Origin of the sequence: Paenibacillus sanguinis 2301083 = DSM 16941, assembly GCF_000374825.1 — a bacterium.
GTDB classification, from domain to species: domain Bacteria; phylum Bacillota; class Bacilli; order Paenibacillales; family Paenibacillaceae; genus Fontibacillus; species Fontibacillus sanguinis.
In genome coordinates this window covers 168,906-189,582 of record NZ_KB895382.1, presented here as the reverse complement: position 1 = coordinate 189,582, position 20,677 = coordinate 168,906, and the positions used below count along the sequence as shown (strand labels likewise).

The following is a 20,677-nucleotide window of genomic DNA, read 5'->3' as shown; positions in this document are numbered from 1 at the left end:
CCCCTCCTTTACCGGTAGCGAATACGCGGATCCACTGCTGCATACAGCAAATCCACAATCAGATTAATGAATACGAACAGGAAAGCAATAATCAAAATTCCGGATTGAATGACAGGATAATCTCGAGAGCTGATGGCTTCGTAAATATATCTTCCGACACCAGGCCAAGCGAATATCGTTTCTGTCAGCACCGCACCGCCAAGCAAAGCCCCCGTTTGCAACCCAATCACCGTCAGCACCGGAATAAATGCATTCTTGAGCGCATGCTTGTAGACGACGATGAATTGGGATAACCCCTTCGCTTTGGCAGTCCGAACGAAATCAGAACTCATGACCTCAAGCATACTGGAACGGGTCATGCGGGCGATTACCGCCATAGGAATGGTGCCAAGCGCTATGCTCGGTAAGATCAGGTGGCGGATGACCGTCCATAATTGATCCCAGCGGCCCGCGATCAAACTATCAACAAGATACAGATTGGTCACGACCTCCACCGGATCTCGCTGGTTCATCCGGCCAATGGAAGGAAGCCAGTGGAGCTTCAGAGAGAAGATCCACTGTTCTATCAGGCCTAACCAGAATATTGGCATGGATACGCCAATCAAGGCTATCAGCATAGAGATGTAATCAAACCATGAGTTTTGTTTCCATGCACTGATAATGCCTGCATTTACTCCAAAAAAGATAGCAAAGGCCATCGCTGCAATCGTAAGTTCTGCGGTTGCCGCTAAATAAGGCGTAATCTCTTGTGCAATGGGCACTCTTGTACGGATCGATTGTCCCAGATCCCCTTTCAGCAAATCCCCCATATACGTGAAGTATTGCTGATACCACGGGTTATTCAAGCCCAGTTGCTCACGGAGTGCCTCCTTAGACTGCTCCGTGGCCTTCTGGCCCAAAATCGTCTCGGCCGGGTCACCGGGAATCGCATGAATAATGGAGAATACAATAATTGTCATGCCAATCAGCACTGGGATCATGATGAATAATCGTTTTAAAATATAAGCTTTCAAGTTGAGGCTCACCTGCCAGAGGCGTAAAGAGACCGCCTGTTATTCAAAATAGATGTTGCTGTAATACTCCGTGCCTGTTGGCGCTGGAACGTACCCTTTCAGATTGGCCTTAGCAGCCAACAGTGGTGTTGTATGCACGAGTGGAATCCAGGGTGCATCCGCCTTAATGATCTCCTGGGCTTGCTTGTAAAGCTCTTCCCGCTTGGATTGCTCGGTCTCGGTCTGTGCGGCAACGAGCAGCTCATGCAGCTCATCATTGGCATAATAGCTGTAGTTATTGGACGGAATCGCATCTTTGTCCAGCAGCGTGTACAAGAAGTTGTCCGGGTCCCCGTTGTCACCGGTCCAGCCAAGCATGAACAAGTCATCCTTCTCCCCGGCTTGCGCATCATCCAGATAGGTCGCCCATTCCGGAGATTCGATGTTCACTTTTACGCCAATCTTCTCAAAATCAGCCTGGATGACTTCAGCAACCTTTTTACCATCCGGCATATAAGGACGAGGTACCGGCATTGCGTAGAAAGTGTACTCGCCTGGCAACCCGTCGGCATAACCCGCATCTGCTAACAAAGCCTTGGCTTTGTCCAAATCATATTCGTAATCGGTAATACTATCGTTGTAGCCCCAGAGGGACGGAGGCATAGGATTCTTGGCTGGCTCCGCTTGACCTGCAAAGAAAGCATCAATAATAGCTTGTTTATTTACGGCATGGCTCAATGCGATTCTGACCTTCACATCGTTAAAGGGTTCTTTCTTCAGGTTGAAACCAACATAACCTACGTTGTTGGAAGGACGTTCAATCTTCTGCAGTTCCGGATTAGCCTCCAGCGTGGCCAGATCATCCGGACTCAAGTCTTCCATCAAATCGATCTCTCCGCTTTGCAAAGCATTGAAGCGGGCAGAATTGTCCGGAATAGAACGAACAATAACTCTGTTCAGCTTGGGAAGCCCCTCCTTCCAGTAGTCGGCATTCTTCTCAAGAGTGATAGAGTCGTTGCGCTTCCACTCCTTGAACACGAACGGTCCGGTTCCTACAGGCTCATTCTTGAAGTTCTCCTTCTTCTCTTGAATTGCCGTTGGACTGGCAATACCAAAGGAAGTCATAGCCAAATTTTGCAGGAATGGCGCTTGCGGCTGATGGAGCGTAATTTCTACCGTGTTGGCATCCGTAGCCTTGACCTCTTTGATGACGCGTTTGCCATCCGGGCCAAACATTGAATCATAGTAATCGAAAGAGTCCCCTTCAAACTTGTATTCACTGGCCGGGTCGGACCAACGAGTGAAATTGAACACCACCGCATCGGCGTTAAAGTCGGTTCCGTCATGGAACTTTACACCTTGGCGCAGGTTGAACGTATACGTCAAGCCATCCTCGGAGACTGTCCAATCTTCAGCAAGGGATCCTTGAACCTCGGTGGTTCCTTCTTTATATTCCACCAGGGAGTCATAGACTTGGTGCGCAATCTTGAGCGACTCCCCATCCGTGACGATCGCTGCATCCAGGGAAGCGGAATCCCCGCCTCGCCCAACAATCAACGTATCCTGAACGGATGTCGATGATGTATTCTCTTCCATGTTGGTCTCCGCGTTGGTACCAGCGGCACTGTTGTTACTGCCACTGCAACCTGCAAGGGCAACGGCTGCACCAAGCATCATAACTAAAACGATACTGCTCCATCTCTGTACTCTCATAATTATGGCTCCCTTCTGAATCACGATTATTTTTAGGTTGTTTATAAGCAGCCAGACCTGAGGCCCAGCTATAAACCATGGTTCATGCTCCTATTGTTATCAGGCTAAATGAGCTTTGCCAGCCACACGCATCTCCGTGAATAAATGGCAGGCTGTCAGATGTCCCTGGTCCGTCTCAGCTAACTCAGGACGATGCGTGTGACAGATGTCCAGCGCCTGGGGACATCGCGTGTGGAATGCGCAGCCAATGGGCGCGTTCGCCGGGCTTGGAACTTCACCTTGCAGAATAATGCGCTCCGGCTTGCGATCGGGATCCGGCTCCGGCACGGCAGATAGCAAAGCCTGAGTATATGGATGCTGTGGCTTGGCATACAATTTGTGCTTGTCGGCAATTTCCACAATCCGCCCCAGGTACATGACGGCGACCCGGTCACAGATATGCTTCACAACACTAAGATCATGAGCGATAAAGATATAGGTCAATCCGAACTCCTCCTGCAAATCCTGAAGCAGGTTAATGACTTGGGACTGAATGGACACATCCAGCGCCGAGACAGGCTCATCCGCCACAATCAGCTTCGGTTGCAGCGACAGGGCCCTGGCTATTCCTATCCGTTGCCGTTGTCCTCCCGAGAACTGGTGAGGATACCGTTGCAAATGGCTTTGGGTTAGCCCTACCACATCAATAAGCCGCTGGATTATCGCCTGACGTTCTTTGGCATTGCTCATTCCGTGCACAATCAGCGGCTCTTCCAATATCCGCTGAACAGTATGGCGCGGGTCCAGGGATGAGAACGGGTCCTGGAACACGATCTGCATGTCCTTGCGCGTGCGTCTCAGTTCTTCCGGGGAAAGTGCCGTAATCTCCTTCCCGTCGAAGATCACTGTTCCCTCGCTGGGCTCAATCAGTCGCAGGATAGAGCGGCCTGTCGTCGATTTGCCGCATCCACTCTCTCCCACCAGCCCAAAGGTTTCCCCTTTTTGTACGGTAAAGGAAATATCATCTACGGCTTTGACCAACTGCGGAGATTTCCCAAACCAACCTCCCCCAATCGGGTAGTACTTCTTCAGATGTTCGACTTGCAATAACGGTTCGCTCATATGACTTCCTCCAATGGCGTTTCATGAAGCCAGCACCGACAGCTGTGCGCCGTTTCGCATTCCCGCAATTCAGGAAGCTTCTCCAAGCATACGGGCATAACATGCTCACATCGCTCCGCAAAGCGGCAACCCGTCAGTTCCGTATTCAAAATCGGCACGTTGCCAGGGATAGAAAACAAACGTCTACGGTCTTCATCCATACGAGGTACGGATTTAATCAAGCCTTGCGTATAAGGGTGCAGTGGATTTTTGAAAATATCGTGCACGCCGCCTTCCTCCACCACTTTCCCTGCATACATCACCGCTACCCGGTGGCACATCTCCGCGACTACGCCAAGATCATGGGTAATCATCATGACAGCCGTGCCGTTCTCTTCGTTCAGACGGCGAATCAAATCAAGTATTTGCGCCTGAATGGTTACGTCCAGCGCAGTGGTGGGTTCGTCGGCAATCAACAATTCCGGGCTGCAGGAGATCGCCATCGCAATCATGACCCGCTGCCGCATACCGCCGGACAATTGATGCGGATATTCGTCAATCATTGCTTCCGGCCGCGCAATGCCAACCTTTTTCAGCATATCGATGGTATGGTCCCGCGCTTCCCTTTTGCTGAGCTGACGATGCAACCGGACCGATTCGCCAATTTGCTGACCCACGGTGAACAACGGGTTTAACGAAGTCATAGGCTCCTGAAAAATCATGGAAATGGAGTTCCCCCTGATGGAGCGCATTTCACGTTCCTTCATCACAACGATGTCCTGTCCTTTGAACAAGATAGAGCCTCCGGTAATTTTACCGGGCGGCTGGGGAATAAGTTTGAGTATGGACAGGGAGGTCACGCTTTTTCCACAACCGGATTCGCCCACCACACCGAGCACTTCCCCGGGATTGACATACAAATTAATCCCGTCCACCGCAGGAATTTCGCCCCGATCGGTAAAAAAGTGGGTGTGCAAATCCTCAATCTGCAAAATAGGTTGAATCATGTCACAGCCTCTTTTCCTCACAAAAATAAGTAGACAAAACATCCACTATACATGGACAAGCGTGCACCAATTCTTCTTCGCTGCAATACATTAAAGAAAAAAAGGTGGAATCATATCTGCAAGCATAAGTGGCTAAAGCTTCTCTTTATATGGCAAACTAAAACGTCTCTCCCATATGGACATTTGTGTATAATTGCTTCTTTGCTGTGTTTGGATAAAGGATCGGATTGAATCATTTCGCTGTTCGATGCTATGTCATGTGTCACATTAACTCTCAAATAAGTGACAAATAATCGAACTGAGGTCAATTTGTGTGTGAGGAATACTAACGCGAAGAATGCATTGGTTCATTTGTTAAGTTACTTTACATTATTTTTACGCTAGAGACAATACTATTTTTTCTATTTCTCTCCTTAATAAAAAAATTCACAATCTTCTTTTAAAAAAGTGTTCAAAAAGTCAGGATTAAAATTAAAAATTGAGATAATAGGTGGCATGAAGTACAATGCTAGTAAGCGCTTCAAAATTTTATAGGGAAGGTGATCGGTTTGAGTTTTACGTTGGAAATTGGAGCAACTGCGCCAGACTTTCTGCTGCCGGCTACGGATGGCCAAACTTATTCCTTACAGAGTTTTTCCAAATCCCCGGTGCTTGTCGTGTTCTTCACCTGCAACCATTGTCCTTATGTCGTTGGGTCAGATGAAGTAACAAGGCAGACAGCCGAGAAATTCAAAGAGCAAGGCGTCACGTTTGTTGGCATCAATGCCAATAGCGAGATCACGCATCCGGATGATTCTTTTGAGCATATGGTTAAACGAATGGAGGAGCAGCGTTTTCCATGGGTTTATTTGCGAGATCGGTCGCAAGAAGCGGCCAAAGCTTACGGAGCCCTGCGCACCCCTCATTTCTATGTATTTGATGCCGAACGCAAACTGGTATATACCGGCCGCGGGGTAGATAATCCTCGCGAGACTAGCAAGATGACGACAAATGATCTTGAGCGGGCCTTGTCCGAGCTGGTCTCAGGCAAGCCGATTTCCGTCTCCTTAACAAATCCGATTGGCTGCAATGTCAAATGGGAAGGCCAGGATGCCCACTGGATGCCGGCAGAGGCCTGCGACCTTGTATAAAAAAACTATATGGATTAAGGGCTGCTGACAAGTAAAATGTCTAAAAACAAGCGTATCGTTCTACATGGGCGACACGCTTGTTTTCATTTTATAGGGTAACCATAGTTTCCACATGCTTGTCCTTCCATTTTTGTAAGGTACAATTAAAACTCTCCACTATAACACCAGACTTATATATTTGGATATTATGATGTAATAGATTGGCGGTGAAAAATGAACACTTACAAGACAGCCGAAATAGCAAATAGCATTGGAATCCATCCCAATACCGTACGGCTTTATGAAGAACTTGAGCTAATTCCCAAACCGGAGCGTAAAGAAAATGGTTATCGTGTCTTTACAGATTTTCATATGGAGCAGATTAAATTTGCGAGACTCGCTCTAAAGGTTGAAGTCCTGCAAAATGGCCTGAGGAAGCAAGCGATTACTATTATTAAAACATCCGCACTTGGTAATTTTGGCAAGGCCATTTGCTTGACGAAATATTATCTGCAACAGATTAGAAAAGAGCAAAGAAATGCTGTAGAAGCCATAACGATTACTGAAAAACTGTTATTAGGCGACCGGCAGGAAGCAGGCACTACGTTTTTAACCAGAAAAGAAGCGGCCGATGATTTACAAATCTCAATAGATGCTTTGAGAAATTGGGAAATGAACGGATTACTTGCAATAAAGCGAAAACAAAATGGTTATCGCGTTTATGGCGACGAAGATATTCGACGGTTGAAAATCATACGCTCCTTGCGTTGTGCCAATTATTCGCTTTCAGCAATTTTGCGAATGCTGAATACCCTGTCTCGAAATCCCGAAGCAGACATTCGGCAAGTGATTGACACCCCAAAGGAAAATAATGATATTATTTCTGTGTGTGATCAGCTGCTAACATCATTGCACCAAGCGGAACAGAACGCAAAAATTATGCTTTCTCAGCTTGAGAAAATGAAAAAACAATTTCAGGAAAACCCTACACCTTAACACCAGACTTCATTCTGGTGTTATTTTTTTACACAAAGAAAAGGGAGGGATATAATCGCATGGAAACAACGATTGAAGTAAAAAACCTATGTAAGGCCTACGAGCATATCAAAGCAGCGGAGAATATCAATATCTCCGTTTGCCGTGGAGAAGTATTTGGCTTGCTGGGCGCAAATGGTGCGGGTAAAAGCACTACAATTGAATGTATTTTGGGAACAAAAAAGCAAGATAGCGGTACCATATCCATTTTGGGAATGAATCCGCAGAAAGAACGAAAAAAATTGTTTGAGAGAGTTGGCGTTCAATTTCAAGAAGCGAACTATCAGGACAAAATAAAGGTAGCTGAACTTTGTGAGGTCACGGCTTCGCTTTACAAAACTTCCCTGGATTATGGCACTCTTCTAAAACAATTTGGACTTTCTGACAAGTTGAAAGGCCTGGTCAGTGAGCTTTCGGGGGGTCAGAAGCAGCGCCTTTCTATCGTACTGTCACTCATTCCAAATCCCGAGGTCGTATTCTTGGACGAGCTAACCACCGGCTTGGATGCTAAAGCTCGACGGGAGGTGTGGAAAAGTCTTTCCAAATTAAAAGCGAAAGGAATTACGATTTTATTAACCTCTCATTTCATGGACGAGGTAGAAGCTCTTTGCGACAAAATCATGATTTTGAAAAAGGGAGAACCTATTTTTTATGGGACAACACAAGAAGCAATCGCTACCAGTCCTTATGAAAAATTTGAGGACGCATACCTTTGGTACACAGAAGAGGAGGTAGGATATGAAAGCGTTTAGAGCCTTGCTAATAACAGAAATCAGGTTATCCCTCCGTGGGATGGATATGTTCATTTTCGCTATCTGTATGCCTGTTGTTGTCGTTATTATCTTGGGAGCGGTGTTTGGAAGCAAGCCTGCTTTCGACGGTGCAGAATATACTTTTTTGGAACAATCTTTCGGTGCGGTATCAACCATTGCCATCTGTGCCGGAGGTGTGATGGGGCTTCCCTTGGTTATATCTGACTATCGAAGCAGAAAAATATTAAAGCGGTTCAAGGTCACACCTGCCAGCCCTGCTCTTATCTTGACGGTACAAGTGGTCATTTATGCACTTTATTCGATTCTGTCCCTTATCCTTGTCTATGCCACAGGGGCAATATTTTTTGGCTATCAGTTATCCGGTTCATGGCTTCAATTCTTGGGAGCATACTTACTGGTTATGCTGTCAATATTCAGCATTGGACTGCTGGTAGGAGGAATTGCGCCAAACCTTAAAATAGCAAGTGCCGTTGCCAGCCTGCTGTATTTTCCGATGCTTATTTTTTCGGGAGCTACTCTGCCTTACGAAATGATGCCCGTTGCACTGCAAAAAATCGCGGATCTATTGCCATTGACACAAGGGATAAAACTTCTCAAAGCTGCTTCGCTTGGTCTGCCAATAGATAGTGTATTAGTTCCCGTGGTTGTGATGATTGCAATTGCCTTAATATGCACTACTGCTTCTCTCCGCTTTTTTAAGTGGGAATAAACTTCCACCATTTATTTGATAGCAATGGCGTAGCTTTTACGCTACGCCACTCTTCACTGAAATCCGGCTCGACTAGGGCATGTTGTGCATTCGTCTATGCATTCGTCTTCACATCTATCTCCCGAAGCTCGCCCTCAACGAGCCAGGCCCTTCGTAGCTGCTTTCCGGGCTTGGCTTGCAGGGAAAGTCCTTCTTCCAGCATGACTATTCGTTGCGGATATGCAGCATAGCTTGTGATGCAAACGCCCCCATGCTCCTCCGTTAAATACCCGTTAACACATCGCAGCTTCCCGGAGGCCTCCCGGTACACATAAGCTGTCGTTCCAAATCCGAGCAGGTAAGCCACCAGTTCCTCGCCCATGTCCCAGTCATCTCCGGTTACACTGGAGAACAGAGCGGCAAAAAGTGGATCATCCGCATTCTGGAACACCGACTGACCGAAGCGGTTCCGGGACAACACCGGCATATTCAGATTAGGAGCCGCTACACTAAAGGTTGAAGCCGCCTCTCCCGGCTGCAAGCATCTGGGAGTAGACCTGACGTTCCAATCATAGCCGTTGAATACTGCCATCGTAGCCCGGTAAGAGGCTTCAAGATATTCGGGATTGCCCAGGTACTCGTAAGCCACCCGCGACGAAGCCGCCACCAATCCTCCCCACAATGAATGGATCATATAGGACAACGCTTCCCACCATCGATCCGGATTCTGTGCCCGGTAATCGTTGCTGAAGCCAATGTTGGCCAGAATCAGTTGGCCGTATTGCTCGGCTTCCTCGCTCATGCCAAGATGCAACAGCGTTTCGCAGGTGGGCCCAAACCCGGCGTTATCGTAGAAATGCTCGGTTACTGCCCCGGCGAACTGGCGTGTGTCACGACTCAATCGCTCGCCGAATCTCTCCCAAAGGCCTTTCAGCTTGTTATACCACGGCTCCAGACCCGACGCAGCCAAAGCTGCCAACAAGTCATCGATGTAAAGGATAAACACTCCACTCAGCCCGGTTTCATCCTTTTCCCGTTGCCCGGCATGGCAAGCCGGATCAAGCCGGACGCTCATCACCTCAGCGGCCCACTGCAAATACGTCTGCGGTGAATTCAGCTTCAAGAGCGCACCGTCCATTTCCGAGAGCAAATAGAAGACATGCGCGATATAATCCAGATCGAAAATCCGGTAAAACGATCCATATAACGCTCGAGGTTTCGAGAAGTCACCGGCCTCGAACCAGTGATTTTTCATGTCCAGCACCGCAGAAGCCTCTACCTTTTGCACCTGCTCCGCCATCGGTGCCGCCAGCTTGTTCTTCATCAGCAGGAAGCCCAGCTTGCCCAGTGACTCCCCTTGATTGGACAGGGGTAAAAAGGCGTGGGGCCTTCCAGCCTGCCCGGTCTCGTCATAGCTGTGTTGGCACAACCACCCTGCCCGCTTCTCCAGGATTCGGTCAATCGGCTCCAGCACGTTCCAGACCAGAATATCTTTACGTCCATCCTCCAGGACTAATTCCAGCCTGCGTTCCCCCGGGTCATGCGCCCAGTAATGGAGCTGATATTGTCCTGTGGACTGCTGATCCATAGTTGCAAGTCCTGTTACGTCTTCCACGACCAGACGTCGTTCTCCATCAGAATGCGTATCAACCGTGACTAGACGAAGGGATTCGATCTCTTGCCCTGTTGCCAGTGACAATTCCGCTTCAAATGGCCCGCCTTCAGTCAGCACCGGCGTATATGACCAGTGAGGATGTCCATGCTCCAGCGCCTTGCGGTAGAAGTCCTCTCTTCCCTGACAGGCAGTAAACACATATTCCCAGCGCAACTGCTGACCAGCCTCTAGCTTCACCGAACAGAAATTATCCCCGTAAATCCAGTCTGTAGCCGCCAATTCCGGCATAGAAGCTCCGTTCTCCACTAATCCCAGGCGGTGAAAAACGATCCCGTCCAGCGAAGGAGACACCTGCTCCAGGAATCGGTTCTCGTAACGGCAGAAGGAGCCAAACGCCGCCGTAATCCCTTCTTGTCCGTAAACAGCCAAATGCGGAGCTTCATGACTTCGACGGATAGCGGCAAATTTGGCAAAGTCCCCGCCAATATGGGCAAATAGCGCACAAGACTCTCGCATATTACGCAGTACATTCTCGTCGCGGAACATGATATAGGCTAACGAGAACCATATATGCAGACCGTCCAGACTGACCGGTGCATCCCATGCGTTGCGGCAGGCGATGCTCCAGCGCAGTCGCTCCCCTTCTAAGGTATAAACCAAGTCAACCTCCAGCATTTCCGCCTGAAAGCTAACCATCAGACCATCCCCGCTGGCCTGAATCCTGGTTGGAGTATAGTCGCAGCTATCAATGGTCTTACCATCGACCACAGCGCTCCATTCCCCGAATAGCTTGTCAAGCGTATCCAAATACCCGGCTTCGCGTAAATATTCCGGATCCACGACCCAGTTCATGGCGCTGGGGTCCTCCTTGAAGCGAAACCCCTTCACCGCGCCGCGAGAAGTAAATTCCAATGCGAATGTTGCATTTTCCAGTATGTTCATCAGACTCCTCCATCCTCCGTCAGTCAGCTCATTTACTTTTTAACTCCACTCAGGGAAATGCCGCCCAGAATCAAGTTTTGTGTAAAATAGAACAGCGTGGCCGGGAAGAGCACCGACAGGCAGGAGATGGCCATCAGCTTTTCATATTCAATATTGAAGGCATTCTTGAACAAGTTAATGCCGAGTGGCAAGGTGTACATGCTCTGGTCATTAATAAAGATCAGCGGAGTCAAAAACTCATTCCAGCACCACACAAAATGAAATACACCTATCACTACCACAATCGGCCGACACAAAGGTAAAATAATACTTTGATAGATCTGCCATCGGTTGCATCCATCAATCTCCGCTGCCTCATCCAAATCCTTGGGGATGCCCATAATAAATTGCCTTGCCAGGAAGATGAAGAAGGCGGAGCCAAAGGCACCCGGCAAAATCATCGGCCACAGCGTATTAATCAACCCCAGCTTATTGTATTCGATATAAAGGGGGATCGCCGTCACATCCCAGGGGATGACCATGGTTCCGATGACCAGCAAAAACAAGGAGTTCCTGCCCCAGAAGTTAATCCGTGCGAACCCGAAGGCAACCATCGTGGCCGACAGCATGGCAAACGGTGTAGACACGCCTACCACAATAAGTGTATTGAGAAGAAACCGGCCAAACGGCTGGGCATTCCACGCATTGATGAAGTTACTCCATTGGAACGATTCCGGCAGAAGCTGCGGTTTTGCCGTAAAAATGTCCTCCGGCAGCTTAAGCGCCGTAGACAACATCCAGGCAATCGGGAACAGAAAGGCCGCCGCTGTCAGCCAGATCAGAATTTGAAACAGCACCGTTTGCATCCGCTTTTTCCCTATGGACGTCTGCATCATCGACCACCTCCGTCCGCTTCATAGTAAACCCAGTATTTAGATGACTTCAGAATAAGCCCGGTCAGTAGAACCACCAGTATGAACATAACCCATGCCATCGCGGAGGCATAACCCATCTTAAAATGAGTAAATGCATTGCGATAGACATGCAATGAATAGAAATAGGTCGAGTTGGCTGGTCCGCCGCCCGTCAGAACGAAGGCCAGCACGATGGTCTGGAAAGCCGAAATCAGACTGGTCAATATATTGAACAAAATAGTCGGTGTGATCAGCGGCAGCGTAATATTGAAAAACTTGCGCACGGGTCCCGCTCCATCGATATCGGCAGCCTCATAGTACTCGGAGGAAACCGAGCGCAACGCCGACAAGTACAGCACCATCGGCGAGCCAACGCCCCAAAGGGCAATGAACACCAGCGCATACAATGCTACGTTCGGGTCAGTCAGCCAATGTACACGTGGCAACCCAGCCAATTCGAGCATATAGTTGACCGGGCCAAAATCGTCATTTAACATCCAACTGAAGATCAAAGCCAAGGTCACGCCCTGAATCAAGGACGGCAAATAAAAGACGGCTCTGAAAAATTTGATGCCATAAGTAGCCCGGTTCAGCAATACGGCAATGACAATAGCGAACACCACTTGCAGTGGAACCATCAGGAAAACATATTTGAACGTAACGCCCATCGCCTTGAAATAGAACGGGTCACTCGTAAACATATGAATATAATTTTCAATGCCGATGAATTGCGGATTTCCCGTCATGTTCCACTGTGTAAAGCTGATCACCAGGGAGAAGACCAGTGGAAAAAACATGAGCAGCATAAAGCCAATCAGCCAGGGGGAAATAAAAAACAGTCCCGCCAAGTTCTCACGCCGCCGCTTCCTTCTCTGTGAACGACGTTGCCCAGCCAAGTCCGGGTTGGTCGTTGCCAATTTTGCCTCAGCTAACATTTCTCCCATCACCTCGTCGTATGAAGAATGGGGAGCCCTTGCCAGGTGCCCCCTCGTCCTCATTTATTACTTTAAGACGGCCTGCGCCTGTTCGGATACCTCATCCAATGTCTTCTGGATATCGGCATTACTATAGAAAATCGCTTGTACCGCCGCACGAATCAAATCCTCGGCTTCACTCCATCTTTCATGCCGCATGCTGGCGACCAGTTTGTCCGTTCCTTCCAACTCCTTGGCAAAGGCCTTCAGATAAGGATCGGCGGCATACCCGCTCTCCTCATCTACGGAAATCACGGGTGAGAAGGCGAATTTGTCCGCTGTAATGATCTTGATCCCTTCCTCCCCGGACATGAACTTGATCAGCTCCCAGGCTGCTTCCTTGTTCTTGCCGGATTTCGGCATAGAGTAGCCGGATGTATGGATAATCCCTTTCAGACTTCCGCCCTCCGGAAGGGGATGAGTAACAGTGCCGATATCAAGCTTGCCCTCTTTCAACATGTCGCCGAGTGGCCACATCCCGTTATCAAACATAGCGATTTGCCCGGTCTGGAACGATTCCAGGCCATTGTTGGTGCTGAACTTGCCAGCCGAATTAATCTTGGAGGATGCATCGTATAATTGCTTTAGGAATGTCATGGTTTCAATGTTTTCGGCGCTGTTCAATACACCTTGAATGGTTTGACCGTCGTCGCTGACCATATCTCCGCCATTACTCCAGAAATACGGCTGCATCGTCATCACATCATCGGGTGTCATAATAAACCCGTATTGCCCCGGCTTGGTAAGCTTCTGTACAGTCTCGATAAATTGGTCCCAGGTCCATCCATCCTGCGGGTACGGCACCCCCGCCTCGTCAAACAGCTTCTTGTTGTAATAAATAGCGCGGGTAGAGTACGTTGTTGGCAAGCCCCACAGCTTCCCATCATATTTCATATAGTCCATAATAATGGGGTAATACTTGTTCAGTTCATAGCTATCCTTGTCTACCCAGGTTTGCATATCCTCCAAAGCACCACCCGGAACATACAGCGGATAATTCCACGCCATAAATACGTCAGGGGCCGTCTCGGATGCCAGAGAGGTAAGCAGCTTCTGATCGTAATTGTCCGGCACAGACTCCACTTTAACTTTAATTGCAGGATGCTTGTCCATAAACGCATTGATCGCGTTCTGATACGGCTGAAGTGTCTGTCCCGAATCCCAGGTCATGAAGCGCAGCGTTACTTCCTCCGGCTTGTCGGAAGCTGTGCCTCCATCTCCGCCACTTTTGATACCGCTTTCATTTTTACTGCCACAAGCGCTCAACAATCCGATGCACAACACGGAGATCAAAGTAAAAACCACCCATTTCTTACTCTGTTTCAATACGAACCCTCCTTTAAGGTATGGTTAGTGCTATATGTGAGCTTGCCGGGTGAACCATGATGATTTGGGGTTACTCCCGGAAAGGAATCACCATTATCAAAATCTAAACGTTTAAATTATTGCTCAAAAAGAGACTTCAGGTGTTACCCCATCTCTTTGTGCTGACGCGGAGGCGCTACAGACTCGCGTTCAGTTAACCGGCATACCGGCATTGGCGGACGTTCCGAGCCCTTCCCCTGCATACGCTCATGCAGCGTTTGCATCGCCAGGTAGCCCATTTCATGGAGCGGAAGGTCCATTGTCGTAATTTTCGGAGTCAGATAGTTGCTGAATTCACGGTTATCGAAGCCAATCAGCGAAACATCTCCAGGGATGTCAACGCCTAATTCCTTTGCAGCTTCGAGCACGCCAACTGCCATCACGTCATTCATCGCCAAAATCGCGGTAGGCGGCGTCTCCATAACCAGAAGTTCCTTGGCAAGCCGGTAGCCGGACGCCTTCTCCCAATCACCCATTTTGATTAAGGACGGGTCGAACGGAAGCTCAAACTCGGTCACAGCACGATAGTATCCATTCAACCGCAGCCGAGAAGGGGTGGAATCCATCAATCCGCTGATGACAGCGATTCTCTGATGACCTTGCTGAACAAAATGGGACATAGCTTCATAGGAGGCCTGCTCGTCATCATATTGAATCGAGATATCCTCTTGCGTATAGGCATAGGTGTAGACGATCGGTTTCCCCTCCGGATCAATCAGTCCCGTTAAATCGCGGGGATGAACACCGATGTAAATGATTCCATCGACCTGCTTGCTAAGCAGCTCTGATACCGCATTCTCTGCATAACCCCGATAGCTGTCCACCTGGCTGAAATTACGGCCGATTCGCTTGTCCAGCCGGAGGTTAGTCAGCAGAATGTACAGATCATGACGATCTCCGTAGTCATTGATGCCGTCGATAATCTCCGGCGTGTTGAATACAGTGACATCCTCGGCGATAACTCCAATGGTATCGGTACGCCTGCGCTTGAGGCTTTTGGCAATATTGTTGGGCTTGTAGTTCATCTCGGCTATAGCAGCCAACACCCGTTCACGGGTCTTCGGACGAACATTGCGTGTTCCGTTCAGCACGTAGGAGACGGTAGCCGTAGACACATTCGCTTTGGCTGCAATATCTTTGATGCTTGGATGGCTCTTGCTCATGCTTGCCCCTCTCCTTCCATGTCTTGACTAGAAACCTGATAAATCAAAGTCAAATTAAAATCTAATCGTTTAGATTTCTCTTTTTTTATATCACACTTCCAAAATGACTGCAAGCGTTTTCTTATAAAAATCGGATGCGCCGTCGTATTTTTGGGAAACACATAATTTTGGACAACCGATTTTGGGCAACCGATTTTGGGCAACCGCTTGAACTTCCGTTCACTTGGAGTTATAATATCTCTTGCTTAGCTTTTGCGGGTGTAGTTCAATGGTAGAATGCCAGCTTCCCAAGCTTGAGGCGAGGGTTCGATTCCCTTCACCCGCTTTCCAAGGTTTTTTTGCCTTTTATATTTTGTGTCTATGTTGAAACCTGACTTTAAAATCAAACACACTAACTAATTGCCAACAAGCTTTTAGGAGGTGTGTTTTTGTCGTGTTAATTAAATTTGCAGTACGTCTCAAATGAACCTGTTGTTATACGTCCCAGGAGGGGTACTCGCGCTCCGGCGCGAGACTCCATTCACCAGTATGCCGTGGCATCGACTGGCTCACTACGACGAACCCCTTTGGGGTTCTCATCCCGTTGGGACAGCAAAAGGCTCCTTTAAAGGAGCCTTTATCATTTACGTCCCAGGAGGGATACTCGCGCTCCGGCGCGAGACTCCGTTCACCAGTCTGCCATGGCATCGACTGGCTCGCTACGACGAACCCCTTTAGGGGTTCTCATCCCGGTGGGACAGCAAAAGGCTCCTTAAAAGGAGCCTTTATCATTTACGTCCCAGGAGGGGTACTCGCGCTCCGGCGCGAGACTCCGTTCACCAGTCTGCCATGGCATCGACTGGCTCGCTACGACGAACCCCTTAGGGGTTCTCATCCCGGTAGGACGCCAAAAGAACCGATTCATATTGAATCGGTTCTTTTTATACGTCCCAGGAGGGATTCGAACCCCCGACCGACGGCTTAGAAGGCCGTTGCTCTATCCAGCTGAGCTACTGGGACACGTTTTGAGACAACAGTAATATTATACCGCAAAGCTCCATTTTATCAAGCACCATTCAAGAATATCTTGATCCCAGCAAGCTCAATGCTGAATGGAACCTGCATTGCTCGATCCATGTATCTGGACGAATCCGTATTAGCAACTTTATCCTTTTCTTATACGTCATAACATCTATAAAAAAGGGGCGTACCTAATCATGAAAATGAAAAAATGGAATGTGAGTGTGTTTACCGTTGCTATTGCCCTTTCGACCGCGCTGGCTGGCTGCTCTGTTGATCAGGCTAACGAGCCGTCTGCTCCAGGCCCTGTAACCCGGGAAACCAACATCGACGAGAATACCAAGCCGCTAATTGTGGCAAAATCGCTTACGGTTGAGTCTTTAGGGAGCGAATCTCATACGCCCTATACCGATCAGGATGAGATTGGAGTATTTATGCAGGCCATCCATACTGCCGAACGGATCACCGGCATCTTGAATATAGGAGAACAGGATTATCGTCTTCATATCGAAGATACAGATGGCCAGAAATACACCTATACTTTGTGGCTCAGGGATAACAGCGAGCAGGCCATGCTGATGGATATGCAGGATACCCGGACAGGCTACACCGTTTCAAGGCAGCTTACCGAGCAGTTGAAGCAGGTTATGTTTGCAAAGCCTGAAATAACGCAATTAACCTTCCGGACAGAGCAAGGTTCCGACGGAGAGCTGCTTGCCGTGCCCGAAGGCTTGAGAAAGGATCAATACAGTCTGTCAGGTGGTCCTTCCTTGAAGCTGCAAGGCAACACCTATGTCAGCACACAGTTATCTTACGGAGAGCATAACTTCATTAATGCTATCGTTGCTCTAAATCCCTCTACGGAACGGGCAGAGGTTGTGTGGAGCGAGAAGCTCACCGATTCCAACAACATCTGGAACAACGCGTTTATAAACAGTTATATGCTGCTGTTTCCACTGGGCGAGCACCAACTGGTATTCCTGGAACCCAAATTGACGGAGACTGCCGGGCAATATCACCTCTCCGCATACGACACACGCACAGGGGAAATCAAGCGGCTGCGGGAGAACTTCTGGCCGCTAACCGAGGATTACGACTATATTTACCAGTTCAATTGGAACGCTGACGAGCAAAAATTGTTTATGCAGAGCTATTTGGGAAATGTCTGGTTGTTTGACCTGAAGACGGGAGACGATGTAGTTCACCTGTTAAAATACCGTGTCATTCCTCACTCGACAACCGGCGCGCCATCCCTGTTCTTGTCGCCGAGCTTCAAACGGTTCGTGCACGACGACGAAAGCGGGAAGCTGACCTTTTACACCAGCGGAGGAAGAAGACTTCGTTCCATAGCGCTGCCGGAAGAAGATTACGTCCCCTCCCAAAAGATCAAGTGGAACCCTGCCGGCACCATCGCCTGGATGGAGCAATCCGAAGCCAGTCAGGAACGAATACTAGACATCGATATCGATTACTTGTGCATCGCCCCCCGCGAGCTTCATTTCTATGATCAGAACGGACAATCCCTGGGAACCCTGACGGCCCCGGATCGGGAAAATGCCGCCTTGGAGATTGCTGGATGGATGGATGAAGATGTAGCCGTCATTAAATCATATACAATTCAAGGAAGACCAGACGTAACCCCGGAATCAAGGATTCGAGATGAAGCTTACTATCTCTACAACGTGAGCTCGAAGCAAGCCGGGGATACCCTCACCGCCATGCCCCTTGGAGCCACCCCGGAAGCGGCCTCCGGGAATAACGTGGTACAGTCGAAGGAAGCCGTGGTTGTTGCCGACGGTGAGATTCGTTTCCACGCCAAATAAGTCGCCTTTGGGCGGCTTATTTGGCGTAGAAGTATTTTTTCCCAATTACGGTGATCTCAGCTTTATACGTGCAGCTCTTTTCTCAGGCGATCTGCAATCTCTGGATAGGCTAGAAGCCTTGCCTTGAATTCCTTGCGCTGCCGCTCGGGAGAAGGCCACCCCTGATCCCCGAATTCCTCTTCGCTAACAATCGCTGTTGCTTGATGCATATCATTATTGAACCAGTCGATTTCCTCATCGGCGTAACTGCGAATCATCCGAATAATTTCATAGCCGTCATCCGCAGACTCTGATCGGGCAAGATAGACATACAACTGCGGCCCGCCCGCTTCCCCCGGCAGTACCTGCACCATGGCACAGGGCTGTCCATCCAGGTTAGTCACATGTCTGAAAATAGCCTCTTTTATATAGTACATTGGCTCACGCCTCCTCTTTATATCCTCCTGCTCATCGCAATTCTGCATAGTTTTCCATGCAGGACAGACATTTTATGCTTACTCTAGGCATATTTTGTTATTACTTTTCATCTGGATATGGATAATTGGAGAAGACAGACAGAGAGAGGAGACAGCAGCATGTGCGGAATAACCGGATTTATTGAATGGAACCGGGATTTGACTCAGCAGTCTGATCTATTGTTGAATATGACCCGTCAATTGGAAAAACGAGGGCCGGATGCTCAGGGAACCTGGATTTCCGGACCCTGCGCTTTTGGACATCAACGTCTTAGCGTTATGGACCCGGCCAATGGAGCTCAGCCGATGGTCGCTTACGAGGAAGAAGCGGTTTTTACCATTGTATATAACGGGGAGATTTACAATGCCCTCGAATTGAAGGCAGAATTGCAACGCAGAGGACGGGTCTTCCGGACCCAATGCGATACTGAGGTGCTGCTGCAATCGTATATCGAGTGGGGACCGGATTGTGTATACCGGTTGAACGGCATTTTTGCCTTTGCCATTTGGGACAGCATTCGGCAGCATGTCTTTTTTGCCCGGGACCGGCTGGGAGTCAAACCATTGTTTTACAGTGAAATAGACGGTACGCTCATCTTCGGCTCCGAGCCCAAATCGATTTTATGCCATCCCAAAGTAGAGCCTGCCGTTGGACCTGAGGGGCTTGCTGAAATTTTCGTCATAGGTCCGGCCAGAACCCCCGGGCATGGTGTATATAAGGCTCTGAAGGAGCTGCGCCCCGGCCATGTGATGATTTACAGCCGCAATGGCTTGCGCAAGTATGCCTTCTGGAAGCTGGAGGCAGAACCCCATGCGGATGATGTCACCGAGACAGCAGCCACAATTCGCCGGTTGCTGCAGGATACCATGGATCGGCAATTGATTTCGGACGTGCCGGTGTGTACCTTGTTGTCCGGAGGGCTGGATTCCAGTGCATTGACGGCGCTCGCGGTTGACTACTATAAGCGTACCGGGCAAGGCCAGGTCCACTCCTATTCCGTCGATTACGTGGATAACGACAAGCATTTCCATGCGCACAGCTATCAACCTGGCGCCGATGGTCCCTGGATTAAGCGCATGGTGGAGGAACTGAACACCTCCCATCATGCCATTAGCTTCGACACGCCCGAGCTAGTATCCGCGCTGCCGGATTCTACAATTGCTCGCGACCTGCCGGGCATGGCCGACGTCGATGCCTCCCTGCTGCTCTTCTGCCGGGAAATCAAGAAGAATGCAACGGTAGCTATCTCCGGAGAAGCGGCTGATGAGGTATTCGGCGGCTATCCCTGGTTCCATCGTGAGGAACTGCTGAATTCGGGCACCTTCCCGTGGTCGATAGCGACCGGCCTGCGAGCTGACCTGCTATCTCCGGAGCTTCGGGCATGGATCAAGCCGGAGCAATATATCCAGGACCGCTATCAGGAAGCAGTAGGGGAGACGCCGGCTCTGGAAGGGGAGACCCCGGAGGAAGCACGCATGCGTGTCATGTCTTACCTGAACATCACGCGTTTCATGCCAACGCTGCTGGATCGCAAGGACCGGATGAGCATGGCTGCAGGCTTGGAGGTCCGGGTACCTTATTGTGATCACCGGCTCGTGCAATATGTCTGGAATATTCCGTGGTCCATCAAGATGACCGGCAATCGCGAGAAAGGTATTCTACGCAAAGCGCTGGAGGGTGTCCTGCCAGAGGATGTGCTCTACCGCAAGAAGAGCCCTTACCCCAAAACACATAACCCCAACTATCTTGCCGCCGTTCGTGATCAAATGCTGGCGATTCTGGACGACCCGACCTCTCCGATTCTGCCGCTGATTAATGCGGAAAAAATCCGCGAAATTGCTGCCTCCAAGGAATCTTCCTCCAATCTGCCCTGGTTCGGCCAGCTCATGTCAGGGCCGCAGTTGTTCGCCTACCTGTCACAGGTCAATCTGTGGCTGGGCAAATATCGTGTTTCAATCTCCTAATCGGTCATTCATTGGCTCAAGTTCAAGCCAAAAGAGTGAAAGACGCATCATCTGCGCCCTTCACTCTTTTACTTGTGAGAAACAAA

The 20,677-nt window shown here is 49.2% G+C and carries 17 protein-coding genes and 2 tRNA genes; 8 read left to right on the top strand and 11 right to left on the bottom strand.

Going from position 1 to position 20,677, the window contains the following annotated elements:
* Positions 1-8 precede the first annotated feature (8 nt).
* The 4 genes from C557_RS0113060 to C557_RS0113045 all read right to left on the bottom strand — a co-directional run bounded on the left by C557_RS0113060 (position 9) and on the right by C557_RS0113045 (position 4,792).
* Positions 9-1,013 carry an ABC transporter permease gene (locus tag C557_RS0113060; protein WP_018752320.1) on the bottom strand — a complete coding sequence of 335 codons (1,005 nt, stop codon included), beginning with the start codon at positions 1,011-1,013 and terminating at the stop codon, positions 9-11.
* 39 nt (positions 1,014-1,052) lie between these two features.
* Positions 1,053-2,705, bottom strand: coding sequence for an ABC transporter substrate-binding protein (locus tag C557_RS0113055; RefSeq protein WP_026263463.1), 1,653 nt, complete (start codon positions 2,703-2,705; stop codon positions 1,053-1,055).
* Between the two features lie 99 nt (positions 2,706-2,804).
* A complete protein-coding gene (locus C557_RS0113050; protein ID WP_018752318.1) occupies positions 2,805-3,806 on the bottom strand; it encodes an ABC transporter ATP-binding protein in 1,002 nt (333 codons plus the stop codon).
* Positions 3,803-4,792, bottom strand: coding sequence for an ABC transporter ATP-binding protein (locus tag C557_RS0113045; RefSeq protein WP_018752317.1), 990 nt, complete (start codon positions 4,790-4,792; stop codon positions 3,803-3,805). The genes C557_RS0113050 and C557_RS0113045 overlap by 4 nt, the downstream gene beginning before the upstream one ends.
* Before the next feature lie 548 nt (positions 4,793-5,340).
* Between C557_RS0113045 and C557_RS0113040 the strand changes: the two genes are divergently transcribed.
* The 4 genes from C557_RS0113040 (at position 5,341) to C557_RS0113025 (ending at position 8,418) form a co-directional block, all read left to right on the top strand.
* Positions 5,341-5,922: a thioredoxin family protein gene (locus C557_RS0113040; protein WP_018752316.1), complete on the top strand. Its 582-nt coding sequence runs from the start codon at positions 5,341-5,343 to the stop codon at positions 5,920-5,922.
* 213 nt (positions 5,923-6,135) lie between these two features.
* The gene (locus C557_RS0113035) at positions 6,136-6,897 is read left to right on the top strand and encodes a MerR family transcriptional regulator (RefSeq protein WP_018752315.1); all 762 of its coding nucleotides are present in this window, start codon (positions 6,136-6,138) and stop codon (positions 6,895-6,897) included.
* A gap of 59 nt (positions 6,898-6,956) precedes the next feature.
* Complete coding sequence (locus C557_RS0113030; protein ID WP_018752314.1) at positions 6,957-7,688, top strand: ABC transporter ATP-binding protein; 732 nt, start codon at positions 6,957-6,959, stop codon at positions 7,686-7,688.
* Positions 7,675-8,418, top strand: coding sequence for an ABC transporter permease (locus C557_RS0113025; RefSeq protein ID WP_018752313.1), 744 nt, complete (start codon positions 7,675-7,677; stop codon positions 8,416-8,418). Before C557_RS0113030 ends, C557_RS0113025 begins: the two co-directional genes overlap by 14 nt.
* Positions 8,419-8,512: 94 nt before the next feature.
* Here C557_RS0113025 and C557_RS0113020 read toward each other — a convergent pair whose 3' ends face one another.
* The 5 genes from C557_RS0113020 to C557_RS0113000 all read right to left on the bottom strand — a co-directional run bounded on the left by C557_RS0113020 (position 8,513) and on the right by C557_RS0113000 (position 15,349).
* Positions 8,513-10,954, bottom strand: a complete 2,442-nt coding sequence (locus C557_RS0113020; RefSeq protein ID WP_018752312.1) for a hypothetical protein — start codon at positions 10,952-10,954, stop codon at positions 8,513-8,515.
* A 32-nt stretch (positions 10,955-10,986) separates the two neighbouring features.
* Positions 10,987-11,829 carry a carbohydrate ABC transporter permease gene (locus C557_RS0113015; protein WP_018752311.1) on the bottom strand — a complete coding sequence of 281 codons (843 nt, stop codon included), beginning with the start codon at positions 11,827-11,829 and terminating at the stop codon, positions 10,987-10,989.
* On the bottom strand, positions 11,826-12,782 hold the full coding sequence (locus tag C557_RS0113010; protein ID WP_018752310.1) for a carbohydrate ABC transporter permease: 957 nt from the start codon (positions 12,780-12,782) through the stop codon (positions 11,826-11,828). The genes C557_RS0113015 and C557_RS0113010 overlap by 4 nt, the downstream gene beginning before the upstream one ends.
* Before the next feature lie 66 nt (positions 12,783-12,848).
* A complete protein-coding gene (locus C557_RS0113005; protein WP_018752309.1) occupies positions 12,849-14,147 on the bottom strand; it encodes an ABC transporter substrate-binding protein in 1,299 nt (432 codons plus the stop codon).
* Positions 14,148-14,290: 143 nt separating this feature from the next.
* Positions 14,291-15,349 (bottom strand): LacI family DNA-binding transcriptional regulator, encoded by a 1,059-nt coding sequence (locus C557_RS0113000; RefSeq protein ID WP_018752308.1) that lies wholly within the window; start codon positions 15,347-15,349, stop codon positions 14,291-14,293.
* Between the two features lie 254 nt (positions 15,350-15,603).
* Between C557_RS0113000 and C557_RS0112995 the strand changes: the two genes are divergently transcribed.
* A tRNA-Gly gene (locus tag C557_RS0112995) sits at positions 15,604-15,674 on the top strand.
* Positions 15,675-15,811: 137 nt separating this feature from the next.
* Positions 15,812-16,066: a hypothetical protein gene (locus C557_RS24985; RefSeq protein ID WP_154656229.1), complete on the top strand. Its 255-nt coding sequence runs from the start codon at positions 15,812-15,814 to the stop codon at positions 16,064-16,066.
* Positions 16,067-16,274: 208 nt separating this feature from the next.
* Here the strand turns inward: C557_RS24985 and C557_RS0112990 are convergent.
* Positions 16,275-16,348 (bottom strand) — tRNA-Arg (locus C557_RS0112990).
* A 197-nt stretch (positions 16,349-16,545) separates the two neighbouring features.
* On the opposite strand from C557_RS0112990, the gene C557_RS24210 reads away from it, so the two are divergent.
* The gene (locus C557_RS24210; protein WP_018752307.1) at positions 16,546-18,171 is read left to right on the top strand and encodes a YhfM domain-containing protein; all 1,626 of its coding nucleotides are present in this window, start codon (positions 16,546-16,548) and stop codon (positions 18,169-18,171) included.
* Positions 18,172-18,233: 62 nt separating this feature from the next.
* Here the strand turns inward: C557_RS24210 and C557_RS0112980 are convergent, their stop codons facing one another.
* The gene (locus C557_RS0112980) at positions 18,234-18,587 is read right to left on the bottom strand and encodes a hypothetical protein (protein ID WP_018752306.1); all 354 of its coding nucleotides are present in this window, start codon (positions 18,585-18,587) and stop codon (positions 18,234-18,236) included.
* A 159-nt stretch (positions 18,588-18,746) separates the two neighbouring features.
* On the opposite strand from C557_RS0112980, the gene asnB reads away from it, so the two are divergent.
* Complete coding sequence (asnB, locus tag C557_RS0112975) at positions 18,747-20,591, top strand: asparagine synthase (glutamine-hydrolyzing) (protein ID WP_018752305.1); 1,845 nt, start codon at positions 18,747-18,749, stop codon at positions 20,589-20,591.
* The last annotated feature ends 86 nt before the right edge of the window (positions 20,592-20,677 follow it).

What these genes read in the sequence shown, in the direction of transcription:
- C557_RS0113045 (WP_018752317.1), bottom strand. Translation starts at nt 4,792, where the DNA reads ATGATTCAACCTATTTTGCAGATTGAGGATTTGCACACCCACTTTTTT.
- C557_RS0112980 (WP_018752306.1), bottom strand. Translation starts at nt 18,587, where the DNA reads ATGTACTATATAAAAGAGGCTATTTTCAGACATGTGACTAACCTGGAT.
- C557_RS24985 (WP_154656229.1), top strand. Translation starts at nt 15,812, where the DNA reads ATGAACCTGTTGTTATACGTCCCAGGAGGGGTACTCGCGCTCCGGCGC.
- C557_RS0113010 (WP_018752310.1), bottom strand. Translation starts at nt 12,782, where the DNA reads ATGTTAGCTGAGGCAAAATTGGCAACGACCAACCCGGACTTGGCTGGG.
- C557_RS0113050 (WP_018752318.1), bottom strand. Translation starts at nt 3,806, where the DNA reads ATGAGCGAACCGTTATTGCAAGTCGAACATCTGAAGAAGTACTACCCG.
- C557_RS0113000 (WP_018752308.1), bottom strand. Translation starts at nt 15,349, where the DNA reads ATGAGCAAGAGCCATCCAAGCATCAAAGATATTGCAGCCAAAGCGAAT.
- C557_RS0113020 (WP_018752312.1), bottom strand. Translation starts at nt 10,954, where the DNA reads ATGAACATACTGGAAAATGCAACATTCGCATTGGAATTTACTTCTCGC.
- asnB (WP_018752305.1), top strand. Translation starts at nt 18,747, where the DNA reads ATGTGCGGAATAACCGGATTTATTGAATGGAACCGGGATTTGACTCAG.
- C557_RS0113030 (WP_018752314.1), top strand. Translation starts at nt 6,957, where the DNA reads ATGGAAACAACGATTGAAGTAAAAAACCTATGTAAGGCCTACGAGCAT.
- C557_RS24210 (WP_018752307.1), top strand. Translation starts at nt 16,546, where the DNA reads ATGAAAATGAAAAAATGGAATGTGAGTGTGTTTACCGTTGCTATTGCC.
- C557_RS0113015 (WP_018752311.1), bottom strand. Translation starts at nt 11,829, where the DNA reads ATGATGCAGACGTCCATAGGGAAAAAGCGGATGCAAACGGTGCTGTTT.
- C557_RS0113055 (WP_026263463.1), bottom strand. Translation starts at nt 2,705, where the DNA reads ATGAGAGTACAGAGATGGAGCAGTATCGTTTTAGTTATGATGCTTGGT.
- C557_RS0113035 (WP_018752315.1), top strand. Translation starts at nt 6,136, where the DNA reads ATGAACACTTACAAGACAGCCGAAATAGCAAATAGCATTGGAATCCAT.
- C557_RS0113025 (WP_018752313.1), top strand. Translation starts at nt 7,675, where the DNA reads ATGAAAGCGTTTAGAGCCTTGCTAATAACAGAAATCAGGTTATCCCTC.